Here is a 26349-nt window from a genome sequence, read left to right as displayed (position 1 = left end):
ATATTTTAACTTCTTGTTTTTACCGTTATTTTTTTGATATCAAATAACTCTTTTGCTTTATCCAACATCTTTGAATTTAACAAATCGTTTAGTTCTAACTCTTTTTGAGATGGAGTTACGACTGAACTTTTTGTCATATCAGCAACACAACCTGCGCCCATCTCAATTGATTCCAACATTGAACTTGTTTCTTCAATATCTAAAACATTTTCTTCTAAAATTTCCTCTTCTTGAGGTAATTCTACTTTTTCATTTGTTTCTAGTACGGAGGGTTCTTCCTTTTTAAAATCTAGTTCAACATCATTCCCAAAGATGTCTTGAGCAAAAGTTTTTATAATCCCAAAATGTTTATATAAAAGTTTTCTATCCTCATCTTGGGCATAAGATATTATATGAAGTTTATTATTTTCAAATCCATTAAATATGAAATTCTTTTCAAAACATTCACCTAAAGCATAATCTCTATCATATACTTTTGCAGTTAATTGGTCATATAAATCATTTTTTTCATAAATCTCTTCCTCATCTTCCAAAGGAATTACTTCAACTTCTTGCATTAGATTTATTGAAACTTGTTCTTCAAAAATTGGTTCAATTTCTAACTCTTTTATCTCTTCAATTTTTTCTTCTTTTATTGTTTCTTGGACTAAAACTGGTTTTTCAATTGGTAATTCATCAAATGGTGTAGAATAGTTTATAGTTTCAATTGAGTTTGTAATTCCTAAATCTACAATATTATTTGTTTGAATTAAAACTTCATCAAAAGCAGTTACTTCTTCAATTTTTGTCTCTTCTTCAATAATCAAAGTTTTTTCTTGAATTTTTATCTCTTCAATTTTTTCTTCTTTTTTAACTACAGGTTTTTCAATTATAACTTCTTTTTTAGGCTCAATTTTTTCAACTTGATTTATAATATCATCTATTGATTTTAAATTTGTAGCTTCAATCATTTTCATAAAAGTTAAAATCAATACAAAAGTTCCATCACTATTTATTGCTAATAGATGTTTTGCATCACTTAAAATTCTAAAAAATCTATCAAATAAAAGTAAATCAAATCTTCTATCTTTTGACATCATTTTATCTTTTAAATAAATTGTCATTTCATCACAAATTTGAGAAACTTCATAGATTTCTAACTCTTTTATAATATCGTTTACATCACCTTTATTTAAAATGATTGAAAAAATATTATCCATTAATTTTGGGTCGATTAAACCTAACATATCAACAACACTTGTTGTATTTACTTTTCCTTTTGAAAAAATAATTGCTTGGTCAAGTAAAGTTAAAGTATCTCTTAAACTTCCTTGTCCACTTCTTGCAAGTATTTCTAAAGCCTCTTTTTCAAAATCAATATTCTCTTCATTTAAAATATGTGAAAGATGATGAATTACATCACTAAAAGCTATTTTATTAAATCTAAAATGTTGAGTTCTACTTAAAATTGTTGCAGGTAATTTTAATGGGTCAGTGGTTGCAAGTATAAATTTTACAAAACCAGGAGGTTCTTCTAAAGTTTTTAATAAAGCATTAAAAGCTTGAGTTGTAAGCATATGAACTTCATCGATGATAAATACTTTAAATCGTGCTGAACTTGGTTTATATTTAGTATGTTCAATTAAATCTTTAATATCATCTATTCCACGATTTGATGCAGCATCCATTTCAATAATATCAAGATGTCTATTTGAGTTTGCACTTATACAATTTGGGCATACTTCACAAGGTTTAGAAGTTGGTCCATTTGAGCATAAAAGTGCTTTTGCCATAATTCTTGCTGTTGAAGTTTTTCCACTACCTCTTAATCCTGAAAAAAGGTAAGCATGTGATAATCTATTCAAATCTAAAGCTAAAGATAAAGTTTGAGAAACTGTACTTTGCCCAACTAAATCCTCAAATCTTTGAGGTCTATATTTTAAAGCTAAAACTTTATCTTCTAATTTTTCTTTATTCATATTTCACATTTCCTAATTTCAATATTATCATTTTCTAAAATAGTTTCTACCATATTTATATTTATATTACCTGTATGTAAAATCAAGATTTTCAAATCTCCTTGATTTATATGATTTTTTTCTTTACTTAGAGTTAATAGTCTATTTGCGATTGCATCACCAGTTTCAATTAAAACTATATCTTTTCCCATAATCTTTTTAATAACATCATCAACTAAAGGATAATGAGTACAGCCAAGAACTATAGTATCTACATTTGAAGCTTTCATTGGTTTTAACCAATTTTCTAACATAGAATAAGTCTTTGAACTATCTATTTCGCCTTTTTCTATTTGTTCAACTAAACCAATACAAGCTTGTTCATAAAGTTTTACTTTTTTTATTGATGATAGTTCATTTACTAAAAGTTGATATTTATCACCTTTTAGTGTTGCTGGAGTTGCAAGTATTCCTACATTTGAACTTTTTGTATTTAATATTGCTGGTTTAATTCCAGGTTCTGTTCCAATTACTATTAAAAATGGAAATTTTTCTCTTAAATGTTTTATTGCGGCACTTGTTGCTGTGTTACAAGCAACTATTAGTGCTTCAATTCCATAATTTTCAAGTAAATAAGCTGTGATTTTATCACATCTATCTAAAATTTCTTGAGAACTTTTTTCTCCATAAGGAGCATACTCAGTATCAGCTATATAAAAAATTTCAGCATTTCTAAAAACTTTTAAAATAGATTTTAGAACTGTTAATCCTCCAAGCCCTGAATCAAATACACCAACTTTCAATTTATACCTTTTTTAGTAATAAGGAAGAATTTTAACATAAGTTTTTAAATAATTTTATTAGAAAAAGAAGAAATAACAATACTCTAAAAAAGAGTATTGTTAAAAAAAGAGTTATACTAAACCTTGCTCAATCATTGCATCAGCAACTTTTCTAAATCCAGCAATATTTGCACCTAAAACTAAGTTTGTAGGTTGTCCAAATTCAGCTGCTGTTGAACTAGCTGATTCAAAAATATTTTTCATAATTTGTTCAAGTTTCGCATCAACTTCTTCAAATGTCCAAGATAACATTGAAGCATTTTGTGCCATTTCTAATTGACTTGTTGCAACTCCACCAGCATTTGCAGCTTTTCCTGGTCCATAAGCAATTTTAGTTTCAACAAATAAATCAACAGCTTGAGCAGTTGAAGGCATATTTGCTCCTTCACTTACACATTTACAACCATTAGCTAATAATGCTTTTGCATCTTCTAAATTTAACTCATTTTGTGTAGCACTTGGAAATGCTGCAAAACAAGGAACAGACCATACAGCATTTCTTCCTTGTGGATACTCTTCAACAGGAATATATTTTGCATTTGGTCTATATTTGATATATTCAGATAATCTAGCTCTTTGATTCTCTTTTAAATCTTTTAATAAAAGTAAATCAATTCCCTCTTCATCTAAAATCATACCTTTTGAATCACTACATGTGATTGGTAATGCACCTAAATGATATAATTTTTCAATTGTATAAATAGCAACATTTCCAGAACCAGATACTACACATCTTTTTCCTTCTAAAGACTCCCCTCGTGCAGCTAACATATTTTTTGCAAAATAAACACATCCATAACCTGTTGCTTCAGTTCTTACTAATGAACCACCCCATTTTAAAGATTTTCCTGTTAAAACACCTTCATATTTATTAGCAAGTTTTTTATACATACCAAACATATATCCAATTTCTCTTGCACCAACTCCAATATCTCCAGCAGGAACGTCTGTGTTTGCCCCAATATGTCTATATAATTCACTCATGAAAGCTTGACAAAATCTCATAATTTCATTGTCTGATTTTCCTTTTGGGTCAAAATCACTTCCACCTTTTCCTCCACCAATTTGAAGACCTGTTAATGCATTTTTAAATATTTGTTCAAATCCTAAAAATTTAATAACTCCTGCGTTTACACTTGGATGAAATCTTAATCCACCTTTATATGGTCCAAGAGCTGAATTAAACTCTATTCTATAACCTTTATTTACTTGAATTTCACCATTATCATCTAACCAGTTTACTCTAAACATTATTTGTCTTTCTGGTTCAACAATTCTTTCAATAATTTTGTGCTTTTTGTATTTTGGATATTTTTCTAATAGTGGTTGCAATGAATATAAAACTTCTTCTGCAGCTTGGTAAAACTCTGTTTGAGCTGGACTTGTTCGTTTCAAATAATTAAAAACTTCTTCTAAATATGGCATAATTCTCCCTTTATATAAATATAATAATCTATTTTACCAAAAAATGTATATATTTTATACATATATTGTATTTTTTATTCTATTTTATACATTTAAAGGATTAAATTGTTTTTTCATTTTCATCCATACAAACCAATTTTAAATTCAAAAACAAAAAGTATAATCATGGGAACTCTTCCACCTCCAAGATTTTGCAAAAAAGAGTTAAAAACAAAAGATGTGAATTTTCCTTATGGCTCTCAAGATAATCTTTTTTGGCAAATTATTGATAAAATTTATAAACTTAACTTACTTTTTGATAATTCACAAAAAGCAATCACACAAAGAAAAAAGTTTTTAATAGAAAATCAAATTGGAATCTGCGATATTGTTGAAAGTTGTCAAAGGGAAAAATCTGATGCAAGTGATTCAACTATGAAAGACGTAGTTTTAAGAGATATTTTGTTTTATTTAAAAGAGTATAAAGATATAAATAAAATCCTTTTTACAGGAGGTAGTTCAAAAAATAGTCCAGAATATTTTTTGAAAAAGCTTCTTAAAGAAAATAATATAAAGTTTGTTCTAAAAAACCAAACTAATCCAAAAATTCATCAATTTACTTTTGATAATAGGATTTTTACAACTATTTCTTTGATTTCTCCTTCAAATGCAGCAAATAAAAGTATTGGTGCGAATAATTTATATAAAGAGAAAAAAGAAAAGAATCCTAAATATACAACTTTTGATTTTAGAGTCGAACAGTATAAAAAAATATTTTTTGAAAATAACTAATGAATAAAAAAGAGTTTTCTTTTTTATTCATTCATTGAGTTAAAGAATTCTTCGTTATCTTTAGTTTTTTGCATTTTTGAGTATAAGAATTTAAGAGCTTCTACTTCATCCATTTGTGAAATTGCATTTCTTAAAATCCAAGTTTTTTGTAAAACATCAGGAGTAAGAAGTAACTCTTCTTTTCTAGTTCCAGATTTTGTGATATCAAGAGCAGGATAAACTCTTTTATTTGCAGCATTTCTACTTAAAACTACTTCACTATTTCCAGTACCTTTAAACTCTTCAAAAATAACTTCATCCATTTTTGAACCAGTTTCAATAAGTGCAGTTGAAATAATAGTTAAACTACCACCCTCTTCTATATTTCTTGCAGCCCCAAAAAATCTTTTTGGTTTATGTAAAGCATTTGCATCAACCCCACCTGAAAGAACTTTACCAGATGATGGAGTTACTGTATTATAAGCACGAGCTAATCTTGTAATAGAATCAAGTAAAATTACAACATCTTTTCTCATTTCTACAAGTCTTTTTGCTTTTTCAATTACTATTTCAGCAACTCTAACATGATTTTGCGCCGGTAAATCAAATGTTGAACTATAAACTTCACCTCTTACACTTCTTTGCATATCAGTTACCTCTTCAGGTCTTTCATCAATTAAAAGTACCATTAATGTAACTTCAGGATGATTTCTACTAATTGCGTGTGCTAATTCTTTTAATAATTCAGTTTTACCAGTTTTAGGAGGTGCAACAATAAGTCCTCTTTGACCTTTTCCCATAGGAGCAAATAAGTCAAGCATTCTTCCTGTCATTTTTTGTGAGTCATATTCAAAATTAAATCGTGATGTTGAGTAAAGTGGAGTTAAGTTATCAAATAAAGGTCTATTCTTAGACTCTTTAACTGGTAGATAATTAATTGCTTCTATTTTTAATAAAGCATTATATTTTTCACTCTCCTTATTAGGAGGTCTTACTTGCCCTGTTACGATATCTCCAGTTCTAAGTGCAAATTTTCTAATTTGAGTTGCACTTACATAAGAATCATTTGATGTATCAGAGAAGTTCCCATCAATTGCTCGAAGGAATCCAAATCCACCCTCTTTAATCTCTAAGATACCTGTAAATAAAATAAATCCACCCGCATCAATTTGTGATTTTAAAATCATAAACATCAAATCTTGTCGTTTTAATTCTTGTGGATTTTCAACTTCTAATTCATTTGCTATATTAATCAATTCTTCTAAAGGTAATTCCCTTAGTTGTTCAATTTTATAACCTTCAACAGGAATATGGGTTCTTGTTTTTTTTGAGTTTGTCGTTTTTACTTTCGTTTCTTCTTTAGACTCTTCCATGAGTATGTTTGCCTTTGATTTTACATAATTAGATATGTAGTTTTTGTAGTTTTTTGTAGTTTTTTTAAAGTAATGCCGTAATTGTAGTGTTTATTTGAGAATTTGTCAATAAAATCTATTTTCATAAAAAAAGGTACCAATATTTGGTACCTTTTTTAAATTATAAAAATAAGAATTATAATTTACCTTCATTTTTAGCTAAATACTCAGCAACACCAGCAGTGTTAGCTTTCATACCTTCATCACCTTTTGCCCAACCAGCTGGACAAACTTCACCATGCTCATTTGTAAATAACATAGCATCTACCATTCTAATCATTTCATCAATGTTTCTTCCTAATGGTAAATCATTAACTACTGCATGTCTAATTGTTCCATCTGCATCAATTAAGAATGAACCTCTTAATGCAACTGATTCTCCAAATAATACATCGTAATCTCTTGAAATTGATTTTGATAAGTCTGCAACTAATGGGAATTTAACTCTTCCGATTCCACCATTTTCAACTGGTGTTTCTCTCCATGCAAAGTGTGAGAATTGAGAATCAACTGAACAACCAATTACAGAAATTCCTCTTGAAGTGAACTCGTCAATTCTTTTAGAGAAAGCAATAATTTCAGATGGACAAACAAATGTAAAGTCTAATGGGTAGAAAAATAGAACTGCACCTTTTTCACCAATATTTTCATATAAATTAAAATTTTCTACAATTTGACCATCTGCAAGTACAGCTTTTGCTGTAAAATCTGGAGCTTTTTTTGTAACTAACATTATTAAATCCTTTTTTATTTTTATTAATTTTTTTTTCGTAGTGAAATTATATAACAAAATTTTTAAAAGAAACTGTATTTTAGCTTAAATTTTAAAATTTATGAAAATTATTATTTTCTAATAATATTTATCCTTTATTAAGATTTCGGAAAAGTTACAGTTTAAAAAACAGAAGTTTTTAATTTAGATTTTTTAAAGATACTTTTATATTTACTGTGATAAAGTTTGTTAAAATTTAATAAGGAGATATACAATGGCAGTAAAAATTACTGATATCTGTATTAGTTGTGATGCTTGTTTAGATGAGTGTCCAGTAGAAGCAATCGTAGATAATGATGAAAATCCAACAGGTCAAGATACATATTATGTATACGCTGATAAATGTGTTGAGTGTGTAGGTCATAATGATTCTCCTGCATGTGCTGATGCATGTCCAACTGAAGGGTGTATCGTATGGGATGAAGCTGGTTCTGGTTCAATTGAAAAAGAAGACAGAGGAACTCCTGGTACTCCTGTAGTTGAATAATTAATTCTATTTAATTTACTATATATTTAAAAGGCAAGTAGAAATCTACTTGCCTTTTTTTATTTTTTTAGATATAATCCGCGACTTAAAAAAAATCGAGGAATATAAGCAATGGAACAAACATTATCAATCATCAAACCAGATGCTGTAGCAAAAAATGTAGTTGGAAAAATCTTAGATAGATTTGAATCAGCTGGATTAAGAATAGCAGCAACTAAAAAAATGCAATTAAGCAAAGCTGATGCAGAAGCTTTTTATGCAGTTCATGCAGCTAGACCTTTCTTTAAAGATTTAGTTGAATTTATGATTTCAGGACCAGTTGTAGTTTCAGTTTTAGAAGGTGAAAATGCAATGGCAAAAAACAGAGAATTAATGGGTGCAACTAATCCTAAAGAAGCAGCACCAGGAACAATCAGAGCAGATTTTGCAGAATCAATTGATGCAAATGCAGTTCATGGTTCAGATTCATTAGAAAATGCAGCAATTGAGATTAATTTCTTCTTTGCACAAAAAGAAATTTGTTAATTAACTATTAATAATTTAGTTTTATAATGAAAATTGAATTTAAAAAAGTACCACAAATTCGTAAAGAATTACTAACTGAATTTAATTCAGTTAAAATTGAAGGTACTTTTTGTAGAATATCGCCATCATTAGTGAAAATTGATGCAGTATTAAAAGGTAATACTGAAATTAATTGTTGTAGATGCGGAATTACTGAAGTTATAGAAGTTGATGAAGAACTTAGATTGCTATTAAGTGATGGTATCTATAAAGGTAATGAAGAGGAATACTTAGTAATAGAAGTAGAAGATAGTTTAATTGACTTTGATGAAATAATTGAAAGTGAATTAAATAGTATAAAAAGTGACTATTATATTTGTGAAGAATGTTCACAATATGGTGACAATTTTGAAAAAGAATTTTAAGGAGAATTAAAATGGCAGTACCTAAGAGAAGAGTATCTCATACTAGATCAGCAAAAAGAAGAACACACTATAAAATAACATTAAAAAAACCTGTTAAAGATAGCGATGGTTCTTGGAAAATGCCTCACATGGTTAATCCAAATACTGGTGAATATAAAAACTAATGCTAAAAATTGCAATAGATGCTATGGGTGGGGACTTCGGTCCTGAACCTATAATAGAGGGCTTAATAACAGCACTTAAAAAAAATAATAATTTCACAGCAATTGCTGTTGGAAATAAAGAACAACTTTTACAACTTATTCCTCCAAACTTCCTATCTAGAATTGAAATATTACATACTGATGACGTAATTAGTATGAGTGATTCAGCAACAGATGCACTTAAAAGAAAAGATTCAACAATTTATAAAGCAATAGAATTAGTAAGAGAAGGAAATGCAGATGCTGTAGTTTCTGCTGGACATTCTGGTGCTTCAATGTCTCTTGCAACTTTAAGAATCGGAAGAATAAAAGGTGTAAGTAGACCTGCAATTGCAACACTAATGCCAACAAGCGAAAATCAAAATACTTTAGTATTAGACGTTGGAGCAAATGTTGATAGTGATGCAAAAAACTTATTTGAATTTGCAGTAATGGGACAAGTTTACGCTCAATATGCATTAAGACTTGATGAACCTATTGTTGGACTTTTAAGTAATGGAGAAGAAGATAGTAAAGGGAATGAAGTAACGAAAGAAGCTTATAAACTTATATCTAAAATTCCTAACTTTGCAGGTAATGTAGAGGGGAGTGATATTTTCAAAGGAACTGTTGACGTTGTTGTTTGTGATGGTTTTGTTGGTAATATATTACTTAAAACTGCTGAGGGTGTTGCAGACACAATTGGCAAAATAATTAAAAAGAATTTAAAAAGATCTCTAATTTCAATTGCTGGTGCAGTTCTTATGAGAAAAGTTTTCAAAAACTTAAAAGTAAGAGTTGATTATGCTGAATATGGTGGAGCACCATTATTAGGAGTAAAAGCACCTGTTATTATTGCTCATGGAAAATCAAATCCTAAAGCAATTCAAAATGCAATATTCCAAGCAATTAATGCAGCAAGTTCAAATTTAGATAATATAATTGAACAGAGATTAGCGAAATATAGTAGTACGCAACAAGAAAATTAATACTATTATATAAAATTAAGGATATGTAAATGACATATGCAGCTTTTAGATCTATTGGAGCTTATATTCCTCCAAAGATTATGACAAATGCAGATTTTGAAAAAATTATTGATACTACAGATGAATGGATTACAAAAAGAACTGGTATTAAAGAAAGAAGAATTTCTGAAGTTGATGAAGCTTCATCTGATTTAGGAGCAAGAGCAGCTGAAGTTGCTATACAAAGAGCAGGAATATCTAAAGAAGAAGTTGATTTAGTTATTTGTGCAACAGTTACTCCTGATTATTTATGTATGCCATCAACTGCTTGTTTAATCGCATCAAAAGTTGGTTTACCAAATGTAATGGCATTTGATATTAGTGCTGCATGTACAGGATTTGTTTATGCTGTATCTATTGCAAAAGCATTTATAGAATCTGGGATGAAAAAAAATGTACTAATTATTGGTGCAGAAACTTATTCTTCAATTCTTGATTACACTGATAGAGGAACTTGTTTTATCTTTGGTGATGGTGCAGGTGCAGCAATTATTTCTGCAACAACTAATAAAGATGAAGCAATTATTGATGTAAATTGTTCAAGTGATGGAAATTATGAAGATTTAATTAAAACTCCAGGTGGTGGAAGTAAACATCCATGTTCGGCTGAAGTTTTAGAAAATAAAATGGCATGCATAAAAATGAAAGGGAATGAAACTTTCAAACTTGCTGTTAAAACATTAACTTCTGATGTTCAAGTAATGATGCAAAAACATAATCTTTCAAATGAGGATATAACACATTTTATTCCTCATCAAGCAAACTATAGAATTATAAAAGCTGTAGGTGAAGCTTTAGGATTAAGTGATGAACAAACTGTTGTAACTGTAGACAAATACGGAAATACTTCAGCAGCATCAATTCCTATGGCTATGAACTATGCCTTTGAACAAGGTAGAATAAAAGCTGGTGATACAGTACTTTTTGATGCCTTTGGTGGTGGATTAACTTGGGGTTCTGCTCTATTTAAGTTCGCACCAAAAAAATAAAATAGGTTTTTACCTATTTTATAATAACTGCACTAATCCCATATAAAAAATCGTTCCTACAAAAATTGAAATCAAATAATTTTTAAATACTAAATGTAAAATAGCTGTAAAAAAAATCCCAAAAATCTCTTTTATTCCATAAAACTCTGTTTTAAAATCTATATCTTTTAGGGTGTAAATAATTAGAATACTCATAATAATTGCAGGAAAATATTTTGCTATAAAAATCAAATAACTAGGTAATTCTTTTTTACTAAAAAATAAAAAAGGAAAAGCTCTTGTAAAGTAATTTACTAATACCATTATAAATATAGCTATATAAATCTCAAGATTATTCATTTTCCACTCTTTTTTTTAGTAAAAATATCAATATCAATGAGCAAAAAATAGAGACTAATAACATCTTATCACTTGAAACAAAAATCAAAGAAAATAATGAACAAGAAAATCCCACAAAAAAAGGAATAAAATTTTTTAAACTTTTATATTGTTCAATACAAAGAACAACAAAAAGTGCTGTTAGTGAAAATTCTAATCCTGAAGTATCAAATTTTATATTTAAACCAATAAGAGCTCCAAGTGTTGAACCCAAGAACCAATAAAATTGATTAAATGCAGTCAAATAAAAATAGTACCATTTTTTATTAAGTGTTTTATCATCTTTTATTGTTGTAAGAAGTGCATAAGTTTCATCTGTTAACCCAAAAATCAAATACGATTTAATTTTACCTGTTTCTTCAAATCTTTTTAGTAAAGATAATCCATAAAAAGATTGTCTTATATTTATAAACCAAGAAGCTATTGCAATATCCACAAACCCAGCTTTTGCATTAAAAAAATTAATAGCCATAAATTGTAAAGCACCAGCATATATAAAGATTGACATAATAGGTGCTAAATACCAAGGATATTCAAAAGAGACTAAAAGTAAGCCAAAAGCAAAGCCTAAAACTAAATATCCCATCATAATAGGGATAGAGATTTTAAAGGCTTTTTTTAATTCATTTTCATATTTCAATATTTTATGTCTTTAGTTAAATTTCTTATTATTTGGATTATTTTTAAATACATTAAATGAATTCTTTTTTAAATCTTTATTGAATTTATCAACTGTAGCTACTGAATTTATATATAAAATTGATTCATCTACAATTATTTGAAAGATTGAATGTAAAGGAATTTTTACAACACTTCCAAAATTTTCATTCCCAAAACCTGCTTCAAAACTTAAAAATTCATCATCAACTTGAATAGTTGTATATGTATAATTACTTAAAATAAACAAAGAAAATTTATGCATTTGGTCTTTTATAACTTTTGGCAATTCAGGATTAAAAGTAATTGGTTCGATGTTTGCTGTTATTGAAAATTCTTGATTTTTTTCTAATAAAAATAAAATATTTTCTTTTATCTGTTTTTCTACTAAAATTTTATAATTATCATTTTCTATAATATCTCGAATCATAATTTATTCCTATTTTAAAAATTTGATGTTATTATAACTTATGAAACAACTAATTTTCCTTATTCTTATTATTTCAACGCCATTGTTTGCTTATGAGTTTAAATTAAATCAAAAAGATATTAAATATATAAATAACTCTCCAAAAAAATCTTTTATTTTAAATAGATTAGATAAATTTCAATCATTAAAGACTCAAGTTAAAGATTATGAATTAATTAGAAAATTATCCCATATAAATACATTTATAAATAGAATTTTACCAGCTTATGATATTTCCACTGCTTCTTCACTTGATTATTGGGCAACACCAAAAGAGTTTCTACTTCAAGGTCATGGGGATTGTGAAGATTATGTGATAGCAAAATATTTCACTCTTTTAGAAATAGGAATTCCTAAAGAGAAACTCTATTTTGCAGTTGTAAATGTCAAAGGGCAAAAAGATGCTCATATGGTTTTATTATATGTAGAAGATAAAAACTCTTCTCCTTTAGTTTTAGACAATTTGAGTTCAAGAGTAATTCCATTTACAAAAAGACCAAAACTTATTCCTAAATTTGCTTTTAATGAAATAGACTCTTATTTATTTACTGCAAATAAATTTACCCAAAAAACAAAAGTTAATTGGGGAAAAGATAATAAATGGGAAAAACTTTTAAATAGGGTTTACAACTTAAATGAATAATCTTTTATCTCATCAAAACCTATCATTGCATTCATAAGTGCAAGTTTTGAAGCATTTTTTAACATCTCTAAAGTTATATCTTTTTCAATTAATTTTTTTTCTTCAATAAATCTAGCTTTTGTAGTTCCTTTTAATAAACAATTTTTTGAAGTAATCCAAGTGTTCTCATAAAATATAGCAATATTGGCAATTGAAGTATCTGTTACAATTCCATTTTTTAGAATAATTACCTCATCACAATTTTCTCTTTTTGAAAATAGCTCATCTAATTGTGTTCTATCAAAATATTTTTTTGAATACTCTATTTGGTCATCAAAGATGATTTTAAAACTTTTTATCTCTCTTTTTTTATAAGGAAAATATAAAACATCAACTATTCCCTCTTTATCATAAATAACTTTACATCTTAAAAGTTCATTTGAGATTGGATAAACATACTCTTGTAAATTTAGATTTAATCCTATTGTATTTGCTACTCTTTTATTGTGATATTCTAAATTAAAAATCTCGAAATCTTCACACTTAATTGTTTCAAAATATTTTATTGTTTCCATATTTTCCCTTTTAAAATGGCAAATAAACTTTATCTAAAAGTTCTTCATACTCTAAAAAAACATCACTATCACAAGTGATTCCTCCTCCACTTTTATAAAATTTTTCACCATCTTTTTCTTCAATAAATCTTATCATTACTGAACTATCTAAATTTTTTCCATCATATACTCCAAAAATTCCCGTATAAAAATCTCTTTCATAGTTTTCAACATCTTTTAAAATTTCAACAGTTTTTTTCTTTGGAGTTCCTGTAATTGAACCTGCTGGTAATATTGAAGTTAAAATATCTCCAATCTTTTCAGACCAATTATTTTCTAACTTTGCAGAGATTTTTGAACTAACTTGTAATAACTCTTTATCTCCTGCATTTATGGTTTCAATATATCTAAAATCCTCAACTCTTACATTTGAACCAACAATACCCAAATCATTTCTTAACAAATCAACAACCATTGTATGTTCTGCCATCTCTTTTTGATTTGTCAAAATTTTTTCTTTTGCATTTGGAAATTTGGCATCAATTGTGCCTTTCATAGGATATGTAAAAATATTATTATCTTCAATTTTTATAAATCGCTCAGGAGAGAAACAGACAAAATCATCTTTTTGATTTTTAAATCTTAGTTTAAATCTACTTTTTGTATTTTCATAAATTTCATCTAAAGATAGAGTTGTTTTGATTTTTGTTTTTGCAGTTAGATTTAATAAATAACTATTACCTTTTTTTATCTCTTTTTGTAAAATATCAAATTTTTTTTTGTACTCTTTAAAGGAAATTGGAAATTTTTCTAAACTTATTTTATTTTGGATGTTTTGTTTTGACTCTTCTTTATTATCAAGTTGATATTTTATAGAGTCAGAAAGATTTGATAATTTTTCTATATAAAATTTACTAAAATCATAAGATATCACAAATAAAAATGGCTCTTTTTCAAAGCCAAATTTATTTAATTTTTCTTTTATTAATTCTTTACTCAATTTTTACTTTAAAATTAGTTTTTTTAGCACTGCTGCACGAATAGCCACACCATGAGTAACTTGTTGTAAAACTTTACATCTTGGGTCTTTTAACATCTCATCGCTAATATCTACATTTCTATTTACTGGTCCTGGATGTAAAAGTAAAATATCTCTATTTCCAACTACTTCATTTGTAATACAATAATCTTTTGCATACTCATTTAATGATTCAAAATATACTTGATTGTGTCTTTCAAGTTGAGTTCTTAAACTCATAATTACATCTAATTCATCAATTACATCTGATATTTTAGTGTAAGTTTTAAAATCATTTCCTTCATATCTAAAACATTCAGGACTTACAAAACAAACTTCCATTCCAAAAGTTGGTAATAATCTTTTATTTGACCCAGCAACTCTTGAAGTTCTTACATCTCCTACAATTGCAACTTTTTTACCATCAGTTTTTCCATTAAAATGTTCATACATTGTAAATAAATCTAATAATGCTTGAGTTGGGTGAGCATGTTTTCCATCACCTGCATTTATAATTGGACAATCTACAAATCCAGTTAAACTTTCAGGTAATCCACACTCAGAGTGTCTAATAATAATTGCATCAGGTTTCATAGCATTTATATTTGCAACTGTATCAAAAATTGTTTCACCTTTGCTTGTTGAAGATGTACTTACATCTAATGAAACAACTTCAGCGCCCAATCTTTTAGCTGCAATTTCAAATGAACTTCTTGTTCTTGTTGAATTTTCAAAAAACAAAGTAACAATAATTTTACCTTTTAAAATCTCACAAGGTTCAAATTTTAAAAACTCTCTTGCGTCTTCAAATATACTTAAAATTTCTTCTTTAGAAAAATCAGAAGTTCTAATCAAATGCTGCATTTTTTTCCTTTAATTTTAGTTTGGATTTTAGCAAAAAGGAGTTTAAAAAATAAAACTTTTTGTATAATTCAAAACTTTATTTTATAAGGCTTTTTTATGAAATTGCAATTTATATTTATTTTTTTATTTACTCTTTTATTTACAGCTTGTTCAGTTAAACCACTTGAACCTGTAAGTTTTGAAAAAGTAAACAAAGAAATCTCATTTGTTAAAGATATCAAACCTATTTTAGATAATAGATGTGTCTCTTGTCACTCTTGTTATAATTCACCATGCCAATTAAAACTCTCTTCATTTGAAGGATTAGAAAGAGGAGGAACAAAAGCAGATTTATATGCAAATAGAATGAATGCAGAAAATCCTACTAGATTATTTGTTGATGCAACAAATGAAAAAGCTTGGAGAGGAAAAGGTTTTTTTTCTGTAGTTGATTTTTTAGAAAATTCAAATGAATCTATTATGATGCAATACCTTTTTCAAAAAGATAAAAATCCTTTAAATATTGGAACTTATTCTCCTGAAACTGATAAATTATCTTGTGTAAAAGATAAAGAAGAGTTAGCAATATTTTTTGATGAAAATCCACATAAAGGAATGCCTTATGGATTTCCAGCACTTAAAAAGGAAGAATATAATCTTTTAATGACTTGGTTAAATGAAGGAGCAATAGATGATACAAAAAAAGATGATTTTAATAATTTTGAAAGAACTCAAATAAAAAAATTTGAAGAGTTTTTAAATAATAAAGATATAAAACATCAAGTAACTTCAAGATATATTTATGAACATCTATTTTTAGCACATATTACTTTTGACGAAAAGAGTGGAAACTTTTTTGAATTAATTCGTTCAAGAACTCCAAGTGGATATAAACCTCAAATCATTGCAACTAGATTTCCATATGATGAAGTAGAAGAACCTTTTTATTATAGATTTAGAAAAATTGAATCAACAATTGTTCATAAAACTCATATGGTTTATGGCTTAGATGATAAAAAACTAGAAAGATATAATGAACTGTTTATAAAACCAATTTGGGAACAAAAACCATATTTACCACCTTATGATAGTAAGATTTCTGCAAATGCTTTAAGAACTTTTGAACAAATTCCTGCAAGTAGTAGATATCAATTTTTACTTGATGATATTCACTATATTATTATGACTTTTATTAGAGGTCCAGTTTGTAAAGGACAAATAGCATTAAATGTGATAAATGACCACTTTTGGGTAATGTTTATGGATCCAAAATATGATTTAACTCTACAAGACAAATATTTTTTACATGATAATATTCCAAATCTTTCTATTCCAAATGAGTATGGAGAAGACCCAAGTTTATTTAAAACCTTCAAAGCTTTAGATAATTATGAATTAGCTAAAAAATATGAAACAAATAAAGCTTTAATTTATAAACAATATTATCCAAAAGGATTAAGTTTAGATGCAATTTGGAAGGGAAATCAAAAAGAACAAAATGATGCAATTTTAACAATCTATCGACATTTTGATTCAGCTTCAGTTCATAAAGGAGCGCTTGGAGATATTCCAAAAACTTTATGGGTAATTGATTTCCCACTATTAGAACGAATTTATTATTCACTTGTTGCAGGATTTGATGTATTTGGAAATACAGCACATCAACTATTAGTTAGAACTCATATGGATAGACTTAGAATTGAAGGGGAAAGTAATTTCTTAGAGTTTTTACCAAAAGAGTCAAGACAAGACTATTTTAACTCTTGGTACGAAGGTTGGCTTGCTCAATATTTAGCTGTTTATATTCCTTCAAATAATAGTGTTGATATAAAATATCAAACTAAAGATTTTAAAAAAGAGTTTGCAAATAAAATTTTAGATTATACAAATACAAAAAAAGATTCAATAAATTTTATTGAAGATAATTATAAAAAAAGTGAAATTAAAAAAGCTTACAATACAAAAGAAGAGATAGAAGAGACATTTAAAACTCTAACTTTACCAAATAGTTCTGAAATCATAAAACATTTTACAGATGGGGAAACAAATCTTGCTCATATTAGAATCAAAATGAATTCAGGAGAAAATCTTGTTTATACTTTAGTAATAAATAGATGGCACAAAAACGTTGCTCTACTTTTTGATGAAGAATCAAGACTTGACCCATCAAAGGATAGAATAAACATTGTAAGAGGATTTATTGGTTCTTATCCAAATATTTTTGTTGTAGTTAATCAAAATGATTTAGGTGATTTTTTTAATCTTTTACAAACATATAAAAATACTCCTGCTGATGATAAAAGAATATCAAAATATGCTATAAATCGAGCGAACCCAAATTTTTGGGAACATTTTGATTGGTTTGATAAAGAGTTTAAAAAACAAGATGCTTTACAATACGGTTTATTTGACTTAAATAGATATATAAGTCGTGCTGTAAAACCCTAGTTATTAATGATTAGTTTAAATATTTTAGATATAATTGCCCCTAAAAATAAACTACTTTTTTTAAGGTAAAAAATGAGCGAACAATTAGAACAAATGGATAAAGAGTATGTACTTCATACTTATGCTAGAAATTATGTTAATTTCAAAAAAGGTATAAATGCAACTTTATTTGATGAAAATGATAAAGATTATATTGATTTTACATCAGGAATTGCAGTTTGTAGTGTGGGACATGGTAATAAAAGAGTTGCAGATAAAATTTATGAACAAATTTCAAATATAACTCATATTTCAAATTTATATTGTATTGAACCACAAGCAAAACTTGCTAAAAGATTAAAAGAGTTAAGTGGTTATGATATTAGAACATTTTTCTCAAATAGTGGTGCAGAAGCAAATGAAGGTGCTATTAAAATTGCTAGAAAATATGGTGAAACAAAATTTGAAAATAAAAGATATAAAGTTATCACACTAGAGCACTCTTTTCATGGAAGAACAATAACTACAGTAAAAGCAACTGGACAAAGCTCTATGCATACTCCAAATTTTGCTCCATATCCAGATGGTTTTTCGTATCATAATAAAATAGATGATATTTATAATTCAATTGATAATGAAACAGTTGCAGTTATGATTGAACTTGTTCAAGGGGAAGGTGGAGTTCAACCATTTGATAAAAAAGAGATTCAAGAGTTAGCAAAATTCTTAAAAGAAAATGATATTTTACTAATTATTGATGAAGTTCAAACAGGTGTATTTAGAACTGGTGAATTTTTAGCATCAAATCTTTATGAAATTGAACCAGATATAGTAACACTAGCTAAAGGTTTAGGTGGTGGTGTTCCAATTGGTGCTATTATGACTACTCATAAAGATATTTTTAGCCCAGGTGACCATGGTTCTACTTTTGGTGGAAACTATTTAGTTACAGCTGCTGCACTTGAAGTTTTAGATATCTTAGAGGAAGTAAAAGATAGTGGCGTTTTAGATGAAACTATTATCTATTTTAATGCTAAATTAAATGAAATTTACGAAAAAAATAGAGAAATTTTCACAGATAATGTAGGACTTGGATTAATGAGAGGATTAAGAGTAAAAGATGCTGATACTTTAGCGCTTGTAATTAAAACTGCGTTTGAATATGGTGTTTTAGTTTTAAAAGCTGGTAAAAATACTTTAAGACTTCTTCCTGCCCTTACAATTTCTAAAGAAGAGATAAATGAAGGTTTCAAAAGGTTAGAAAATGCACTTGATAAAATCAAGCAAGGTTAAACTACTTCTTTGTAGTTTAATCTCATTAAATCTTTTTGCTTCAAATGAAGCTTTTGATGAGAAAATAATTTCAGAAAAAAGACTAAAAGATATTGAACTTTCAAGGGAACAAATCAAAGAAGATAGTTCAAAACTTAGAAAAGATTGGATAAATCCAATTCAATATCAATATACAAAAAACTTAGGGGAAGATGAAAAAACAGAACGTTCTGTTATTTCTATAAACCAACCAATTTTTCAAAGTGGTGGAATTTATAAAGCTATAAAATATGCCGATTCAACTTATGATTATGCAACACTTGAATTAGACCAACAACAAAAAGAGTTAGTAAAACAAGCTTTAAACTATCTGTATAATATTGAAAAAACTAATTTCAATATACAAAAAGCAAAATATACCCTAGAAAATGCAAAAATTGACGTAAATAGAAAAAAAGAACAAGTTTTAAATGGTTTTTTAGATGCTTCATATCTTGATGATGCTTTGCTTACTTTAAATACTACAAAACATAATTTAGTTGATTTAAAATACCAAAAACAAAATCTTATAAATAGTTTTAATAATATTTCATCAGCTGATTACACTAAATTTGAACTTCCAGTATTTAAAATATTTAATGAAAAAGAGTTTATTGAAAATAATATAGAACTAAAAAAAGCTCAAGCTGATATTGAAAAAAAAGGAAATTATTCATATATGACAATGGCAAAATACTTGCCAAGTGTAAATGCTTTTTATACTTATTCAAAATATCATGATACAGACAATAGTTTAAAACTAACAAAAGAAAATGACCAAACTTTTGGATTGAGCTTAAATGTTCCTCTTGATACTAGAACTTTTAATGATATAGAGAGCAAAAAAATTGATTACTTAAAATCAAAATTAAATTTTGAAAATAGTTTAGATGATGAAAAAACTTTTTTTAAAACAAAACTTGAAAAAATTTCAATGCTTGATGAAAGATTACAAATTACAAAAGAAGATTTAGAAGTTTATGATTCTATTTTAAAAATTATAAATGAAGAAAAACAAGCTCAAATCAAAACTCAAAGTGATGTTGATACTTTACAAAATTCACAAAAAATCAAATCTTTAGATTTAAAAATCTATGAGATTGATAGACAACTTGAACTTCTTGAACTTTATGCAAAACTTCACTAGAAGTTTTGCATATTAACTACTTAGATTTTTTATCTTTTTCTTTTGTTTCTTTAAAATTTAAATAATATTCCATTTCTGATGGAGTTAAGATTTTAATAGTATTTGTACTTCCTGGCATTCCAACTGGATAACCAACTGTTGCTACATATAAACCTTTTTTATTTAATAAACCTTTTTCATCTAAAGCTTTTAACATTTTTTGAAACATTTTAGATGCTTGTGCTTCTTTTATTGTTCCAACTGGTTCAACTCCCCAAATAGCAGTTAGAGAATTTAAAACTTTTTTCTTATGAGTAAAAGTAAATATAGGAGTTTTTGGTCTATATCTTGACATTTTTGTAGCAGATTTACCTGAACTTGTAAGAGCTAAAATACCATCAGCTTTTAAATCATCTGCAAGTTTTGTAACAGTTGCTTGAATAACATCAAATTCATCTAAATAAGGGAATTTGTATTGTTTATCATAGTTATAAATACCTTCAGTTTTAGCAATAATATTATGCATTGTATCAACTACATTTATTGGGTCTTCTCCAACAGCACTCTCTTCAGAAAGCATAACAACATCTGTTCCATCTAAAACAGCATTTGCAACGTCTGAAATTTCAGCTCTTGTTGCTCTTTCATTTTGTGTCATTGATAAAAGCATTTGAGTTGCTGTGATTACTGGAATTCCTTTTAAATTTGCTTTTTTGATAAGCATTTTTTGAATAGTTGGAACATCATAATATGGAACTTCAATTCCTAAATCTCCCCTAGCAACCATTAATCCATCACTAGCTTCAATAATTTCATCAATATTTTCAACAGCATCAAATTTTTCAATTTTTGCTATTAATTTACCTTTGTATCCATTTAAAAGATTTCTTGCTTTTCTCATATCTTTTGCATTTTGTACAAATGAAATAGCAAAATAATCAACTTCATTTTCAACACCCCAAGCTATATCTTTTTCATCTTTTTTAGTAATTACATCAATATCAATTACAGTATTTGGAAAATTTACACCTTTTCTTGAAGATAAAGTTCCATGATTTTCAATTTTTGCTTTTACTTCTTTTCCTGTTTCAATAACTTTTGCTCTAATTGTTCCATCATATAAATAAATATATTCATCAACTTTTACCTTGTCTAAAATATCTGGATAATTGATTGATACAATATAATCTTTATCACCTTTTTTATATCCAACTATTTCATCTTTTAAAAAAGTAATAACATCATCTCTATATAATTCAAATGGTTCTTTTAAATCCCCTATTCTTACTTTTGGTCCTGAAATATCCTGTAAAATACCTACTGTTCTACCAGTATTTTTCATTGCTGTTCTAATATTATTTAATGTTTCTAAATGATATTCATGGCTTCCATGTGAAAAATTTAATCTAAACATGTTTGCACCAGCTTTAATTAATCCTTCTATCATCTCTATACTATGGCTTGCTGGGCCTAAAGTTGCTAATATTTTTGTTCTTTTTTCCATAGATTCTCCTTTTAAACTTATGAAAATTATAACATAAAATAATTACAATAAAGTAACGAATCTATTTCACAATCTTTACATAATATTTATGTTAAAATCGTTCATAAATTAAATTTAAAAAGGTTTATTATGAAATTTATAAATTTTAAAACTATCTTATCAACAGCTGTAATTGCAAGTTTATTAACAGGTTGTGCACAAAAAACTGGAAATGAAACTTATGATAATAATCAAAATGCGATTATTGGAACAACTATTGGAGCAATAGCTGGTATTGTTTTAGGAAATAATATTGGTGGTGGAAGTAAAAGTAGGAATAAGGTAATTGGAGCAGTTGCAGGTGCAGCAATTGGTGGAGCAATTGGTTATAGTATGGATAAACAAGCTCAAGAAGTTGCTCAAAGTTTAAATACTAATGTAAATAATAATCCGAATGCAGTTTTAGACCCAAATCAAGATTTAATTGTTTCAAATACTGATAACTACGTAAAAATAATGTTTAGAGATAGTATGATGTTTGAAACAAACTCTGCAAATCCAACATATAGTGCTCAAACAAAAATATCAAAAATAAACTCTGTTTTACAAAGATATCCAAATACTTTAGTTCAAGTAGTAGGTCATACAGATAGCCGTGGAACTCATGCTTATAATCAAACTCTATCTGAACAAAGAGCTTCAAATGTAGGAAATATTATTTATAATTCTGGTGTTTCAAATCAAATCTTCTCAAGAGGTTGTTCATTTGATAAACCAGTAGCATTAAATAATAGTGAATCAAATATGGCTTTAAATAGAAGAGTTGAAGTTTATTTATATCCAAATCAACAATCTGTAATTGATGTTTGTAAATGATAGAGTTTAAAAACTATTTTGAAGAGTGGCTTTATGGTGAGAATGGTTATTATTCAAACTACAAACAAATAGGAAAGGATGGTGATTTTTTCACTTCCGTTTCCACTTCTTCATTTTTTGGTGGCTCAATAGCAAAAAAAATTATAAGTTCTATTGAAGAGGGATTTTTACCTTCAAATACAACTATTTTAGAAATTGGTGCTCATCACGGATATTTATTTGCAGATATAATTCAATTTATATATACATTAAAACCAAAACTTCTTGAAACTTTAAATTTTGCAATAATTGAGCGATTTGAAAATCTTCAAATTCAACAAAAAAGATATTTAGAAGAATCTTTTGGAAATATTATCAATCTAAAACATTTTAACGATATTTCAGAAGTTAAACTTGAAAATGCTTATATTATTGCAAATGAAATTTTTGACGCTTTTTCTTGTGATTTAGTCTATACAAATAAAGAGAATATACTTCAACAAGCATACATTTCAAATTATAAAATTGAATTTATTGATTGTGTTGATAAAAAAATTTTAAATCATTGCAAAAAATACTCTATTACAAAAGGTGAAGTTGCATTATCTTACAAAGATTTTGTGGATACTCTTTGTAAAAATATAACTCATTTTGAATTTCTAACTTTTGATTATGGCGATAGATTTCCAAGAAATGATTTTAGTGCAAGAATTTATGAAAAACATGCAGTTTATCCAATTTTTGAAGAGAATTTATCTTTAGAAAAACTCTTTAAAAACTCTGATATTACCTATGATGTTCATTTTAATTATTTAATTGATTGTTTTAAAGAAAACAAAGTAAAAGAAGTAATTTTTAATACCCAATTAAAATCTTTAGTTGAATTTGGTATTTTGGATTTACTTGAAATTCTAAAAGCAAATGTTGATGAAAAAACTTACTTAAAAGAGACACAAAAAATAAAAGTTTTACTAGAACCAACTGGAATGGGTGATAGATTTAAAACATTGAATATAAGAAAATAAGTTAAGTGTTTGTATAATCAAACTTTATAAAAAATATAAAAAGGTTTAAAATATGACACTGATTGTAAATGGTGAAACAAAAGAGTTTGATAACTCATCAACACTACAAGATATAATAACAAATTTACAAATTGAAAATAAAGTAATGGCTGCTGCAGTTAATATGAATATTGTAAAAAAAGATGATTGGAAAAATTTTATTCCAAAAGATAATGATAAAATCGAACTTCTTCAATTTGTTGGTGGTGGTTGATTTTATGAGTAGAGAAAAAGGAGAAGTTGCTGAAAAAAAAGCAATCTCTTTTTTAGAAAAGTTAAATTTTATAATTATTGAAAAAAATTTCTACGCAAAAAAATTAGGAGAAATAGATATAATTGCAAAAAAAGATGATGTTTATCATTTTTGTGAAGTTAAATCTGCACCTGATTATGAAACTGCAATTAATAATATTACTTATTCAAAACTTTCAAAAATAAAAAGAAGCATAAATTACTATTTACAAATAAAAAAATTAGATGTTATTTATTCTATTGATGCAATTATTATAAATGATGAGAATATTGAATTGATTGAAAATATAACTATGTGATAAAGTAAGGGGTGAAGGTCGCAAAAACACCCCTTACTAGGATTTACTCGTACTTAAAATTAGTAGAAAAGAATTATAACAATTCATAATAGCAATAAACTAGCAATAAAAACAAATTTTAAAATTTAACTTTTTCTTAGTAATAATTGGTTACTATTCAAAAATACTTACGGAGAATTTTTTGTACTTTAAAGAACTTGAATCTATTAAAAAGTCTAACCGTTTTAGAACAAGAGATTTATTTGATGAAAATCTTATAGACCTTGCATCAAACGATTATTTAGGCCTTTCTACAAATAAAAATCTTTTTCAAAAAGCTTACGAAAATATTTTAAATCAAAATTTCCATTCCCCACGTGCTTCAATGTTAGTAAATGGTTATAATCAAATCCATAAAAATTTTGAAGATAAATTATGTGAGGTAAATAAATTTGAAGCTGGAATCACAGTTGGTTCTGGTTTTTTAGCAAATATCTCAATGATTGAAGCACTTGTTAGAAAAAATGACACTTTGTTTATAGATGAAGAGTACCATGCAAGTGGAATATTAGCTACAAAACTACTAAAACCTGAACAAGTAATAATTTTTAAACATAATGATTATGAAAATTTAGAAAAAAAGATTTTAGAAAATAAAAGAGTAGGAAGAAAAATAATAGCTATCGAAGGTGTTTATTCAATGGGTGGGGATATTGCACCAATTGAAATATTTAAAATAGCAGACAATTATAAATCAATTTTAATTGTTGATGAAGCACATAGTTCTGGAGTTATTGGTAAAAATCTTTTAGGTATTTTTGATTATTATGAAATTAAACCAAATAAATATCATATAAAAATGGGAACTTTAGGAAAAGCATATGGTTCTTATGGAGCTTATATCTTAGCTTCTAAAGAGATTATAGAGTTTTTAACAAATAGAGCTAAACCTATTATTTATTCTACTGCTCCTTCTTTATTTGATACAGCCCTTGCACTTGAATCTTTGAATTATATAATAGATAATAAAAAAGATTTAAAGGAACAAATAGAAAAAAATTTGAACATTATTTATGAAATTTTAGGAATAAAATCTCAAAGTTTGATTATTCCAATTGATGTTGGTGATAATAAAAAAGTAAAAGAGATTCAAGAAATTTTAAAACAAAAAGGTTTTCTAGTTGGTGCGATTAGGCAACCTACCGTTAAAAGTGCAATTATAAGATTAATTGCAAAAATTGATATAGATACAAACAATTTAATTAGTGTATGTAATTTATTAAAGGACTTAAATGCTAATAAATGATTTAATAAAAGGTAATAAAAAGTTTAGAGAAGCTAGTTTCCCTAAATATGAGTGTGATTTAAAACAATTAGTTGAAACTGGTCAAAAACCAGAAGTACTTTTTATAGGTTGTAGTGATAGTAGAGTAACACCTGATTTAATGCTTGATACAAAACCTGGCGATATGTTTATTTTAAGAAATGTAGGAAATTTTATTCCACCATATAATCCAGATAACGATTACCATGGAAGTTCTGCTGTTATTGAATATGCTGTAAATGTTTTAGGTGTAAAACATATTATAGTTTGTGGTCATTCACATTGTGGAGCTTGTAAAAGTTTATATCAAGATTTAGGGGATTCACCTGATTTGATAAATGTAAAAAAATGGTTAGAATTAGGAAAAAGAGCAAAAGAGTACACACTTTTAGCAATTCAAGATAAAACTGATAAAGAGAAATTATATAGAGCAACAGAAAGAATATCAATTGTTCATCAAATGGAAAATCTTTTAACTTTTCCATATATTGAGAAAAAAGTAAAAGATAAAGATTTACAAATTCATGGATGGTATTATAAAATAGAAGATGGAACTATTGAATATTATGACGGTGAAGAGTGTTCATTTAAACCATTAAAAGAGTCTTCAAATGAACAATGAAATACGAAAACTTCCTAAAAAAACAATTATTATTATTGGAGTAATGATTGTTATTGCTCTTATTGGTTTTTTATTTTTAAAAGATTTAAAAGAACAAAAATTAATAGAAATTCTTCAATCAATTGGTTATAAAAATATAAAAGATGTAACTGTAATTAATAAGTTAAGTGTTGAAGATGCAGAAACTAGATATAGAAGTACTGTTTATAAAGTTAAGTTTTATAACCAAGATTCTAATCAAACTTGTATAGGTTTTGTTCATAAAGAAAAAGATAACCACTATACAAAAGATATTGATTGTAAATAGGAAAAA

Annotated in this window: 30 protein-coding genes; 18 read left to right on the top strand and 12 right to left on the bottom strand. The window is 26.9% G+C overall.

Annotated features, from left to right (window positions below; translation table 11 throughout):
- Positions 1 to 5 precede the first annotated feature (5 nt).
- The 3 genes from AELL_RS02145 to gdhA form a co-directional block, all read right to left on the bottom strand.
- Positions 6 to 1958: a DNA polymerase III subunit gamma/tau gene (locus tag AELL_RS02145; RefSeq protein ID WP_118916361.1), complete on the bottom strand. Its 1953-nt coding sequence runs from the start codon at positions 1956 to 1958 to the stop codon at positions 6 to 8.
- On the bottom strand, positions 1955 to 2740 hold the full coding sequence (gene murI / locus AELL_RS02140) for a glutamate racemase (protein ID WP_118916360.1): 786 nt from the start codon (positions 2738 to 2740) through the stop codon (positions 1955 to 1957). The genes AELL_RS02145 and murI overlap by 4 nt, the downstream gene beginning before the upstream one ends.
- 111 nt (positions 2741 to 2851) lie before the next feature.
- Positions 2852 to 4204, bottom strand: a complete 1353-nt coding sequence (gdhA, locus tag AELL_RS02135; RefSeq protein WP_118916359.1) for an NADP-specific glutamate dehydrogenase — start codon at positions 4202 to 4204, stop codon at positions 2852 to 2854.
- 105 nt (positions 4205 to 4309) lie between these two features.
- On the opposite strand from gdhA, the gene AELL_RS02130 reads away from it, so the two are divergent.
- Complete coding sequence (locus AELL_RS02130) at positions 4310 to 4975, top strand: uracil-DNA glycosylase family protein (protein ID WP_118916358.1); 666 nt, start codon at positions 4310 to 4312, stop codon at positions 4973 to 4975.
- Between the two features lie 23 nt (positions 4976 to 4998).
- Here the strand turns inward: AELL_RS02130 and rho are convergent, their stop codons facing one another.
- Together rho and AELL_RS02120 are read right to left on the bottom strand one after the other, a co-directional pair.
- Positions 4999 to 6327, bottom strand: a complete 1329-nt coding sequence (gene rho, locus AELL_RS02125; RefSeq protein ID WP_118916357.1) for a transcription termination factor Rho — start codon at positions 6325 to 6327, stop codon at positions 4999 to 5001.
- Between the two features lie 175 nt (positions 6328 to 6502).
- Positions 6503 to 7099, bottom strand: a complete 597-nt coding sequence (locus tag AELL_RS02120) for a peroxiredoxin (protein ID WP_118916356.1) — start codon at positions 7097 to 7099, stop codon at positions 6503 to 6505.
- Positions 7100 to 7352: 253 nt separating this feature from the next.
- Here AELL_RS02120 and AELL_RS02115 point away from each other — a divergent pair, with 253 nt between their 5' ends.
- The 6 genes from AELL_RS02115 to AELL_RS02090 all read left to right on the top strand — a co-directional run bounded on the left by AELL_RS02115 (position 7353) and on the right by AELL_RS02090 (position 10753).
- Positions 7353 to 7625: an NADH-quinone oxidoreductase subunit I gene (locus AELL_RS02115; protein WP_118916355.1), complete on the top strand. Its 273-nt coding sequence runs from the start codon at positions 7353 to 7355 to the stop codon at positions 7623 to 7625.
- A gap of 111 nt (positions 7626 to 7736) precedes the next feature.
- Entirely contained in the window at positions 7737 to 8150 is a 414-nt protein-coding gene (ndk, locus tag AELL_RS02110) for a nucleoside-diphosphate kinase (protein WP_118916354.1), read from the top strand.
- Positions 8151 to 8176: 26 nt separating this feature from the next.
- Complete coding sequence (locus AELL_RS02105) at positions 8177 to 8554, top strand: hypothetical protein (RefSeq protein ID WP_118916353.1); 378 nt, start codon at positions 8177 to 8179, stop codon at positions 8552 to 8554.
- Positions 8555 to 8565: 11 nt separating this feature from the next.
- A complete protein-coding gene (gene rpmF, locus AELL_RS02100; RefSeq protein ID WP_004510349.1) occupies positions 8566 to 8718 on the top strand; it encodes a 50S ribosomal protein L32 in 153 nt (50 codons plus the stop codon).
- The gene (gene plsX, locus AELL_RS02095) at positions 8718 to 9725 is read left to right on the top strand and encodes a phosphate acyltransferase PlsX (protein WP_118916352.1); all 1008 of its coding nucleotides are present in this window, start codon (positions 8718 to 8720) and stop codon (positions 9723 to 9725) included. The genes rpmF and plsX overlap by 1 nt, the downstream gene beginning before the upstream one ends.
- 29 nt (positions 9726 to 9754) lie before the next feature.
- Positions 9755 to 10753 carry a beta-ketoacyl-ACP synthase III gene (locus AELL_RS02090; RefSeq protein WP_118916351.1) on the top strand — a complete coding sequence of 333 codons (999 nt, stop codon included), beginning with the start codon at positions 9755 to 9757 and terminating at the stop codon, positions 10751 to 10753.
- Positions 10754 to 10771: 18 nt separating this feature from the next.
- Here AELL_RS02090 and AELL_RS02085 read toward each other — a convergent pair whose 3' ends face one another.
- Genes AELL_RS02085 through AELL_RS02075 form a run of 3 tightly spaced genes read right to left on the bottom strand, consistent with a single transcriptional unit; the run spans position 10772 to position 12218 of the window.
- A complete protein-coding gene (locus AELL_RS02085; RefSeq protein ID WP_118916350.1) occupies positions 10772 to 11092 on the bottom strand; it encodes a branched-chain amino acid transporter permease in 321 nt (106 codons plus the stop codon).
- Positions 11085 to 11771 carry an AzlC family ABC transporter permease gene (locus AELL_RS02080; RefSeq protein WP_206731995.1) on the bottom strand — a complete coding sequence of 229 codons (687 nt, stop codon included), beginning with the start codon at positions 11769 to 11771 and terminating at the stop codon, positions 11085 to 11087. The genes AELL_RS02085 and AELL_RS02080 overlap by 8 nt, the downstream gene beginning before the upstream one ends.
- A gap of 12 nt (positions 11772 to 11783) precedes the next feature.
- Positions 11784 to 12218 carry a hypothetical protein gene (locus tag AELL_RS02075; protein WP_118916349.1) on the bottom strand — a complete coding sequence of 145 codons (435 nt, stop codon included), beginning with the start codon at positions 12216 to 12218 and terminating at the stop codon, positions 11784 to 11786.
- Positions 12219 to 12258: 40 nt separating this feature from the next.
- Between AELL_RS02075 and AELL_RS02070 the strand changes: the two genes are divergently transcribed.
- A complete protein-coding gene (locus AELL_RS02070) occupies positions 12259 to 12900 on the top strand; it encodes a transglutaminase-like cysteine peptidase (protein WP_118916348.1) in 642 nt (213 codons plus the stop codon).
- Here the strand turns inward: AELL_RS02070 and AELL_RS02065 are convergent.
- The 3 genes from AELL_RS02065 to AELL_RS02055 are packed head-to-tail and all read right to left on the bottom strand — an operon-like array spanning position 12882 to position 15315.
- Positions 12882 to 13454 carry an aminotransferase class IV family protein gene (locus tag AELL_RS02065; RefSeq protein WP_118916347.1) on the bottom strand — a complete coding sequence of 191 codons (573 nt, stop codon included), beginning with the start codon at positions 13452 to 13454 and terminating at the stop codon, positions 12882 to 12884. The two genes, AELL_RS02070 and AELL_RS02065, sit on opposite strands and share 19 nt — an antisense overlap.
- A gap of 10 nt (positions 13455 to 13464) precedes the next feature.
- Complete coding sequence (locus AELL_RS02060; protein ID WP_118916346.1) at positions 13465 to 14433, bottom strand: aminodeoxychorismate synthase component I; 969 nt, start codon at positions 14431 to 14433, stop codon at positions 13465 to 13467.
- A gap of 3 nt (positions 14434 to 14436) precedes the next feature.
- Positions 14437 to 15315 (bottom strand): aspartate carbamoyltransferase catalytic subunit, encoded by an 879-nt coding sequence (locus AELL_RS02055; RefSeq protein WP_118916345.1) that lies wholly within the window; start codon positions 15313 to 15315, stop codon positions 14437 to 14439.
- 96 nt (positions 15316 to 15411) lie between these two features.
- Between AELL_RS02055 and AELL_RS02050 the strand changes: the two genes are divergently transcribed.
- The 3 genes from AELL_RS02050 (at position 15412) to AELL_RS02040 (ending at position 20179) form a co-directional block, all read left to right on the top strand.
- Positions 15412 to 17742, top strand: coding sequence for a fatty acid cis/trans isomerase (locus AELL_RS02050; RefSeq protein WP_118916344.1), 2331 nt, complete (start codon positions 15412 to 15414; stop codon positions 17740 to 17742).
- Between the two features lie 72 nt (positions 17743 to 17814).
- A complete protein-coding gene (locus AELL_RS02045) occupies positions 17815 to 19014 on the top strand; it encodes an aspartate aminotransferase family protein (RefSeq protein ID WP_118916343.1) in 1200 nt (399 codons plus the stop codon).
- Entirely contained in the window at positions 18986 to 20179 is a 1194-nt protein-coding gene (locus AELL_RS02040; protein ID WP_192941208.1) for a TolC family protein, read from the top strand. The genes AELL_RS02045 and AELL_RS02040 overlap by 29 nt, the downstream gene beginning before the upstream one ends.
- A 16-nt stretch (positions 20180 to 20195) precedes the next feature.
- Here the strand turns inward: AELL_RS02040 and pyk are convergent, their stop codons facing one another.
- Positions 20196 to 21662 (bottom strand): pyruvate kinase, encoded by a 1467-nt coding sequence (pyk, locus tag AELL_RS02035; RefSeq protein WP_118916342.1) that lies wholly within the window; start codon positions 21660 to 21662, stop codon positions 20196 to 20198.
- 129 nt (positions 21663 to 21791) lie between these two features.
- Between pyk and AELL_RS02030 the strand changes: the two genes are divergently transcribed.
- The 7 genes from AELL_RS02030 to AELL_RS02000 all read left to right on the top strand — a co-directional run bounded on the left by AELL_RS02030 (position 21792) and on the right by AELL_RS02000 (position 26343).
- Complete coding sequence (locus AELL_RS02030; protein ID WP_118916341.1) at positions 21792 to 22517, top strand: OmpA family protein; 726 nt, start codon at positions 21792 to 21794, stop codon at positions 22515 to 22517.
- Positions 22514 to 23521 (top strand): SAM-dependent methyltransferase, encoded by a 1008-nt coding sequence (locus AELL_RS02025; protein WP_118916340.1) that lies wholly within the window; start codon positions 22514 to 22516, stop codon positions 23519 to 23521. The genes AELL_RS02030 and AELL_RS02025 overlap by 4 nt, the downstream gene beginning before the upstream one ends.
- Before the next feature lie 52 nt (positions 23522 to 23573).
- Complete coding sequence (thiS, locus tag AELL_RS02020; protein WP_118916339.1) at positions 23574 to 23774, top strand: sulfur carrier protein ThiS; 201 nt, start codon at positions 23574 to 23576, stop codon at positions 23772 to 23774.
- A gap of 4 nt (positions 23775 to 23778) precedes the next feature.
- Positions 23779 to 24111 (top strand): YraN family protein, encoded by a 333-nt coding sequence (locus AELL_RS02015; RefSeq protein ID WP_118916338.1) that lies wholly within the window; start codon positions 23779 to 23781, stop codon positions 24109 to 24111.
- Between the two features lie 181 nt (positions 24112 to 24292).
- A complete protein-coding gene (locus tag AELL_RS02010; protein ID WP_118916337.1) occupies positions 24293 to 25396 on the top strand; it encodes an aminotransferase class I/II-fold pyridoxal phosphate-dependent enzyme in 1104 nt (367 codons plus the stop codon).
- Positions 25383 to 26036: a carbonic anhydrase gene (locus tag AELL_RS02005; RefSeq protein ID WP_118916336.1), complete on the top strand. Its 654-nt coding sequence runs from the start codon at positions 25383 to 25385 to the stop codon at positions 26034 to 26036. Before AELL_RS02010 ends, AELL_RS02005 begins: the two co-directional genes overlap by 14 nt.
- Positions 26026 to 26343, top strand: coding sequence for a hypothetical protein (locus AELL_RS02000; RefSeq protein WP_118916335.1), 318 nt, complete (start codon positions 26026 to 26028; stop codon positions 26341 to 26343). The genes AELL_RS02005 and AELL_RS02000 overlap by 11 nt, the downstream gene beginning before the upstream one ends.
- Positions 26344 to 26349 lie beyond the last annotated feature (6 nt).

Origin of the sequence: Arcobacter ellisii, assembly GCF_003544915.1 — a bacterium.
Classification (GTDB): Bacteria; Campylobacterota; Campylobacteria; order Campylobacterales; family Arcobacteraceae; genus Aliarcobacter; species Aliarcobacter ellisii.
This window is presented reverse-complemented; position numbering and strand designations above follow the sequence as displayed.

Bases quoted from the DNA above. Each gene is read 5' to 3' on its own strand.
- pyk (WP_118916342.1), bottom strand. From the start codon at position 21,662: ATGGAAAAAAGAACAAAAATATTAGCAACTTTAGGCCCAGCAAGCCAT.
- AELL_RS02045 (WP_118916343.1), top strand. From the start codon at position 17,815: ATGAGCGAACAATTAGAACAAATGGATAAAGAGTATGTACTTCATACT.
- AELL_RS02050 (WP_118916344.1), top strand. From the start codon at position 15,412: ATGAAATTGCAATTTATATTTATTTTTTTATTTACTCTTTTATTTACA.
- ndk (WP_118916354.1), top strand. From the start codon at position 7,737: ATGGAACAAACATTATCAATCATCAAACCAGATGCTGTAGCAAAAAAT.
- rho (WP_118916357.1), bottom strand. From the start codon at position 6,327: ATGGAAGAGTCTAAAGAAGAAACGAAAGTAAAAACGACAAACTCAAAA.
- AELL_RS02000 (WP_118916335.1), top strand. From the start codon at position 26,026: ATGAACAATGAAATACGAAAACTTCCTAAAAAAACAATTATTATTATT.
- AELL_RS02070 (WP_118916348.1), top strand. From the start codon at position 12,259: ATGAAACAACTAATTTTCCTTATTCTTATTATTTCAACGCCATTGTTT.
- gdhA (WP_118916359.1), bottom strand. From the start codon at position 4,204: ATGCCATATTTAGAAGAAGTTTTTAATTATTTGAAACGAACAAGTCCA.
- AELL_RS02025 (WP_118916340.1), top strand. From the start codon at position 22,514: ATGATAGAGTTTAAAAACTATTTTGAAGAGTGGCTTTATGGTGAGAAT.
- AELL_RS02005 (WP_118916336.1), top strand. From the start codon at position 25,383: ATGCTAATAAATGATTTAATAAAAGGTAATAAAAAGTTTAGAGAAGCT.
- AELL_RS02015 (WP_118916338.1), top strand. From the start codon at position 23,779: ATGAGTAGAGAAAAAGGAGAAGTTGCTGAAAAAAAAGCAATCTCTTTT.
- AELL_RS02075 (WP_118916349.1), bottom strand. From the start codon at position 12,218: ATGATTCGAGATATTATAGAAAATGATAATTATAAAATTTTAGTAGAA.
- thiS (WP_118916339.1), top strand. From the start codon at position 23,574: ATGACACTGATTGTAAATGGTGAAACAAAAGAGTTTGATAACTCATCA.
- AELL_RS02090 (WP_118916351.1), top strand. From the start codon at position 9,755: ATGACATATGCAGCTTTTAGATCTATTGGAGCTTATATTCCTCCAAAG.
- AELL_RS02115 (WP_118916355.1), top strand. From the start codon at position 7,353: ATGGCAGTAAAAATTACTGATATCTGTATTAGTTGTGATGCTTGTTTA.
- AELL_RS02145 (WP_118916361.1), bottom strand. From the start codon at position 1,958: ATGAATAAAGAAAAATTAGAAGATAAAGTTTTAGCTTTAAAATATAGA.
- AELL_RS02030 (WP_118916341.1), top strand. From the start codon at position 21,792: ATGAAATTTATAAATTTTAAAACTATCTTATCAACAGCTGTAATTGCA.
- AELL_RS02085 (WP_118916350.1), bottom strand. From the start codon at position 11,092: ATGAATAATCTTGAGATTTATATAGCTATATTTATAATGGTATTAGTA.
- AELL_RS02065 (WP_118916347.1), bottom strand. From the start codon at position 13,454: ATGGAAACAATAAAATATTTTGAAACAATTAAGTGTGAAGATTTCGAG.
- AELL_RS02055 (WP_118916345.1), bottom strand. From the start codon at position 15,315: ATGCAGCATTTGATTAGAACTTCTGATTTTTCTAAAGAAGAAATTTTA.
- AELL_RS02105 (WP_118916353.1), top strand. From the start codon at position 8,177: ATGAAAATTGAATTTAAAAAAGTACCACAAATTCGTAAAGAATTACTA.
- plsX (WP_118916352.1), top strand. From the start codon at position 8,718: ATGCTAAAAATTGCAATAGATGCTATGGGTGGGGACTTCGGTCCTGAA.
- rpmF (WP_004510349.1), top strand. From the start codon at position 8,566: ATGGCAGTACCTAAGAGAAGAGTATCTCATACTAGATCAGCAAAAAGA.
- AELL_RS02120 (WP_118916356.1), bottom strand. From the start codon at position 7,099: ATGTTAGTTACAAAAAAAGCTCCAGATTTTACAGCAAAAGCTGTACTT.
- AELL_RS02040 (WP_192941208.1), top strand. From the start codon at position 18,986: ATGCACTTGATAAAATCAAGCAAGGTTAAACTACTTCTTTGTAGTTTA.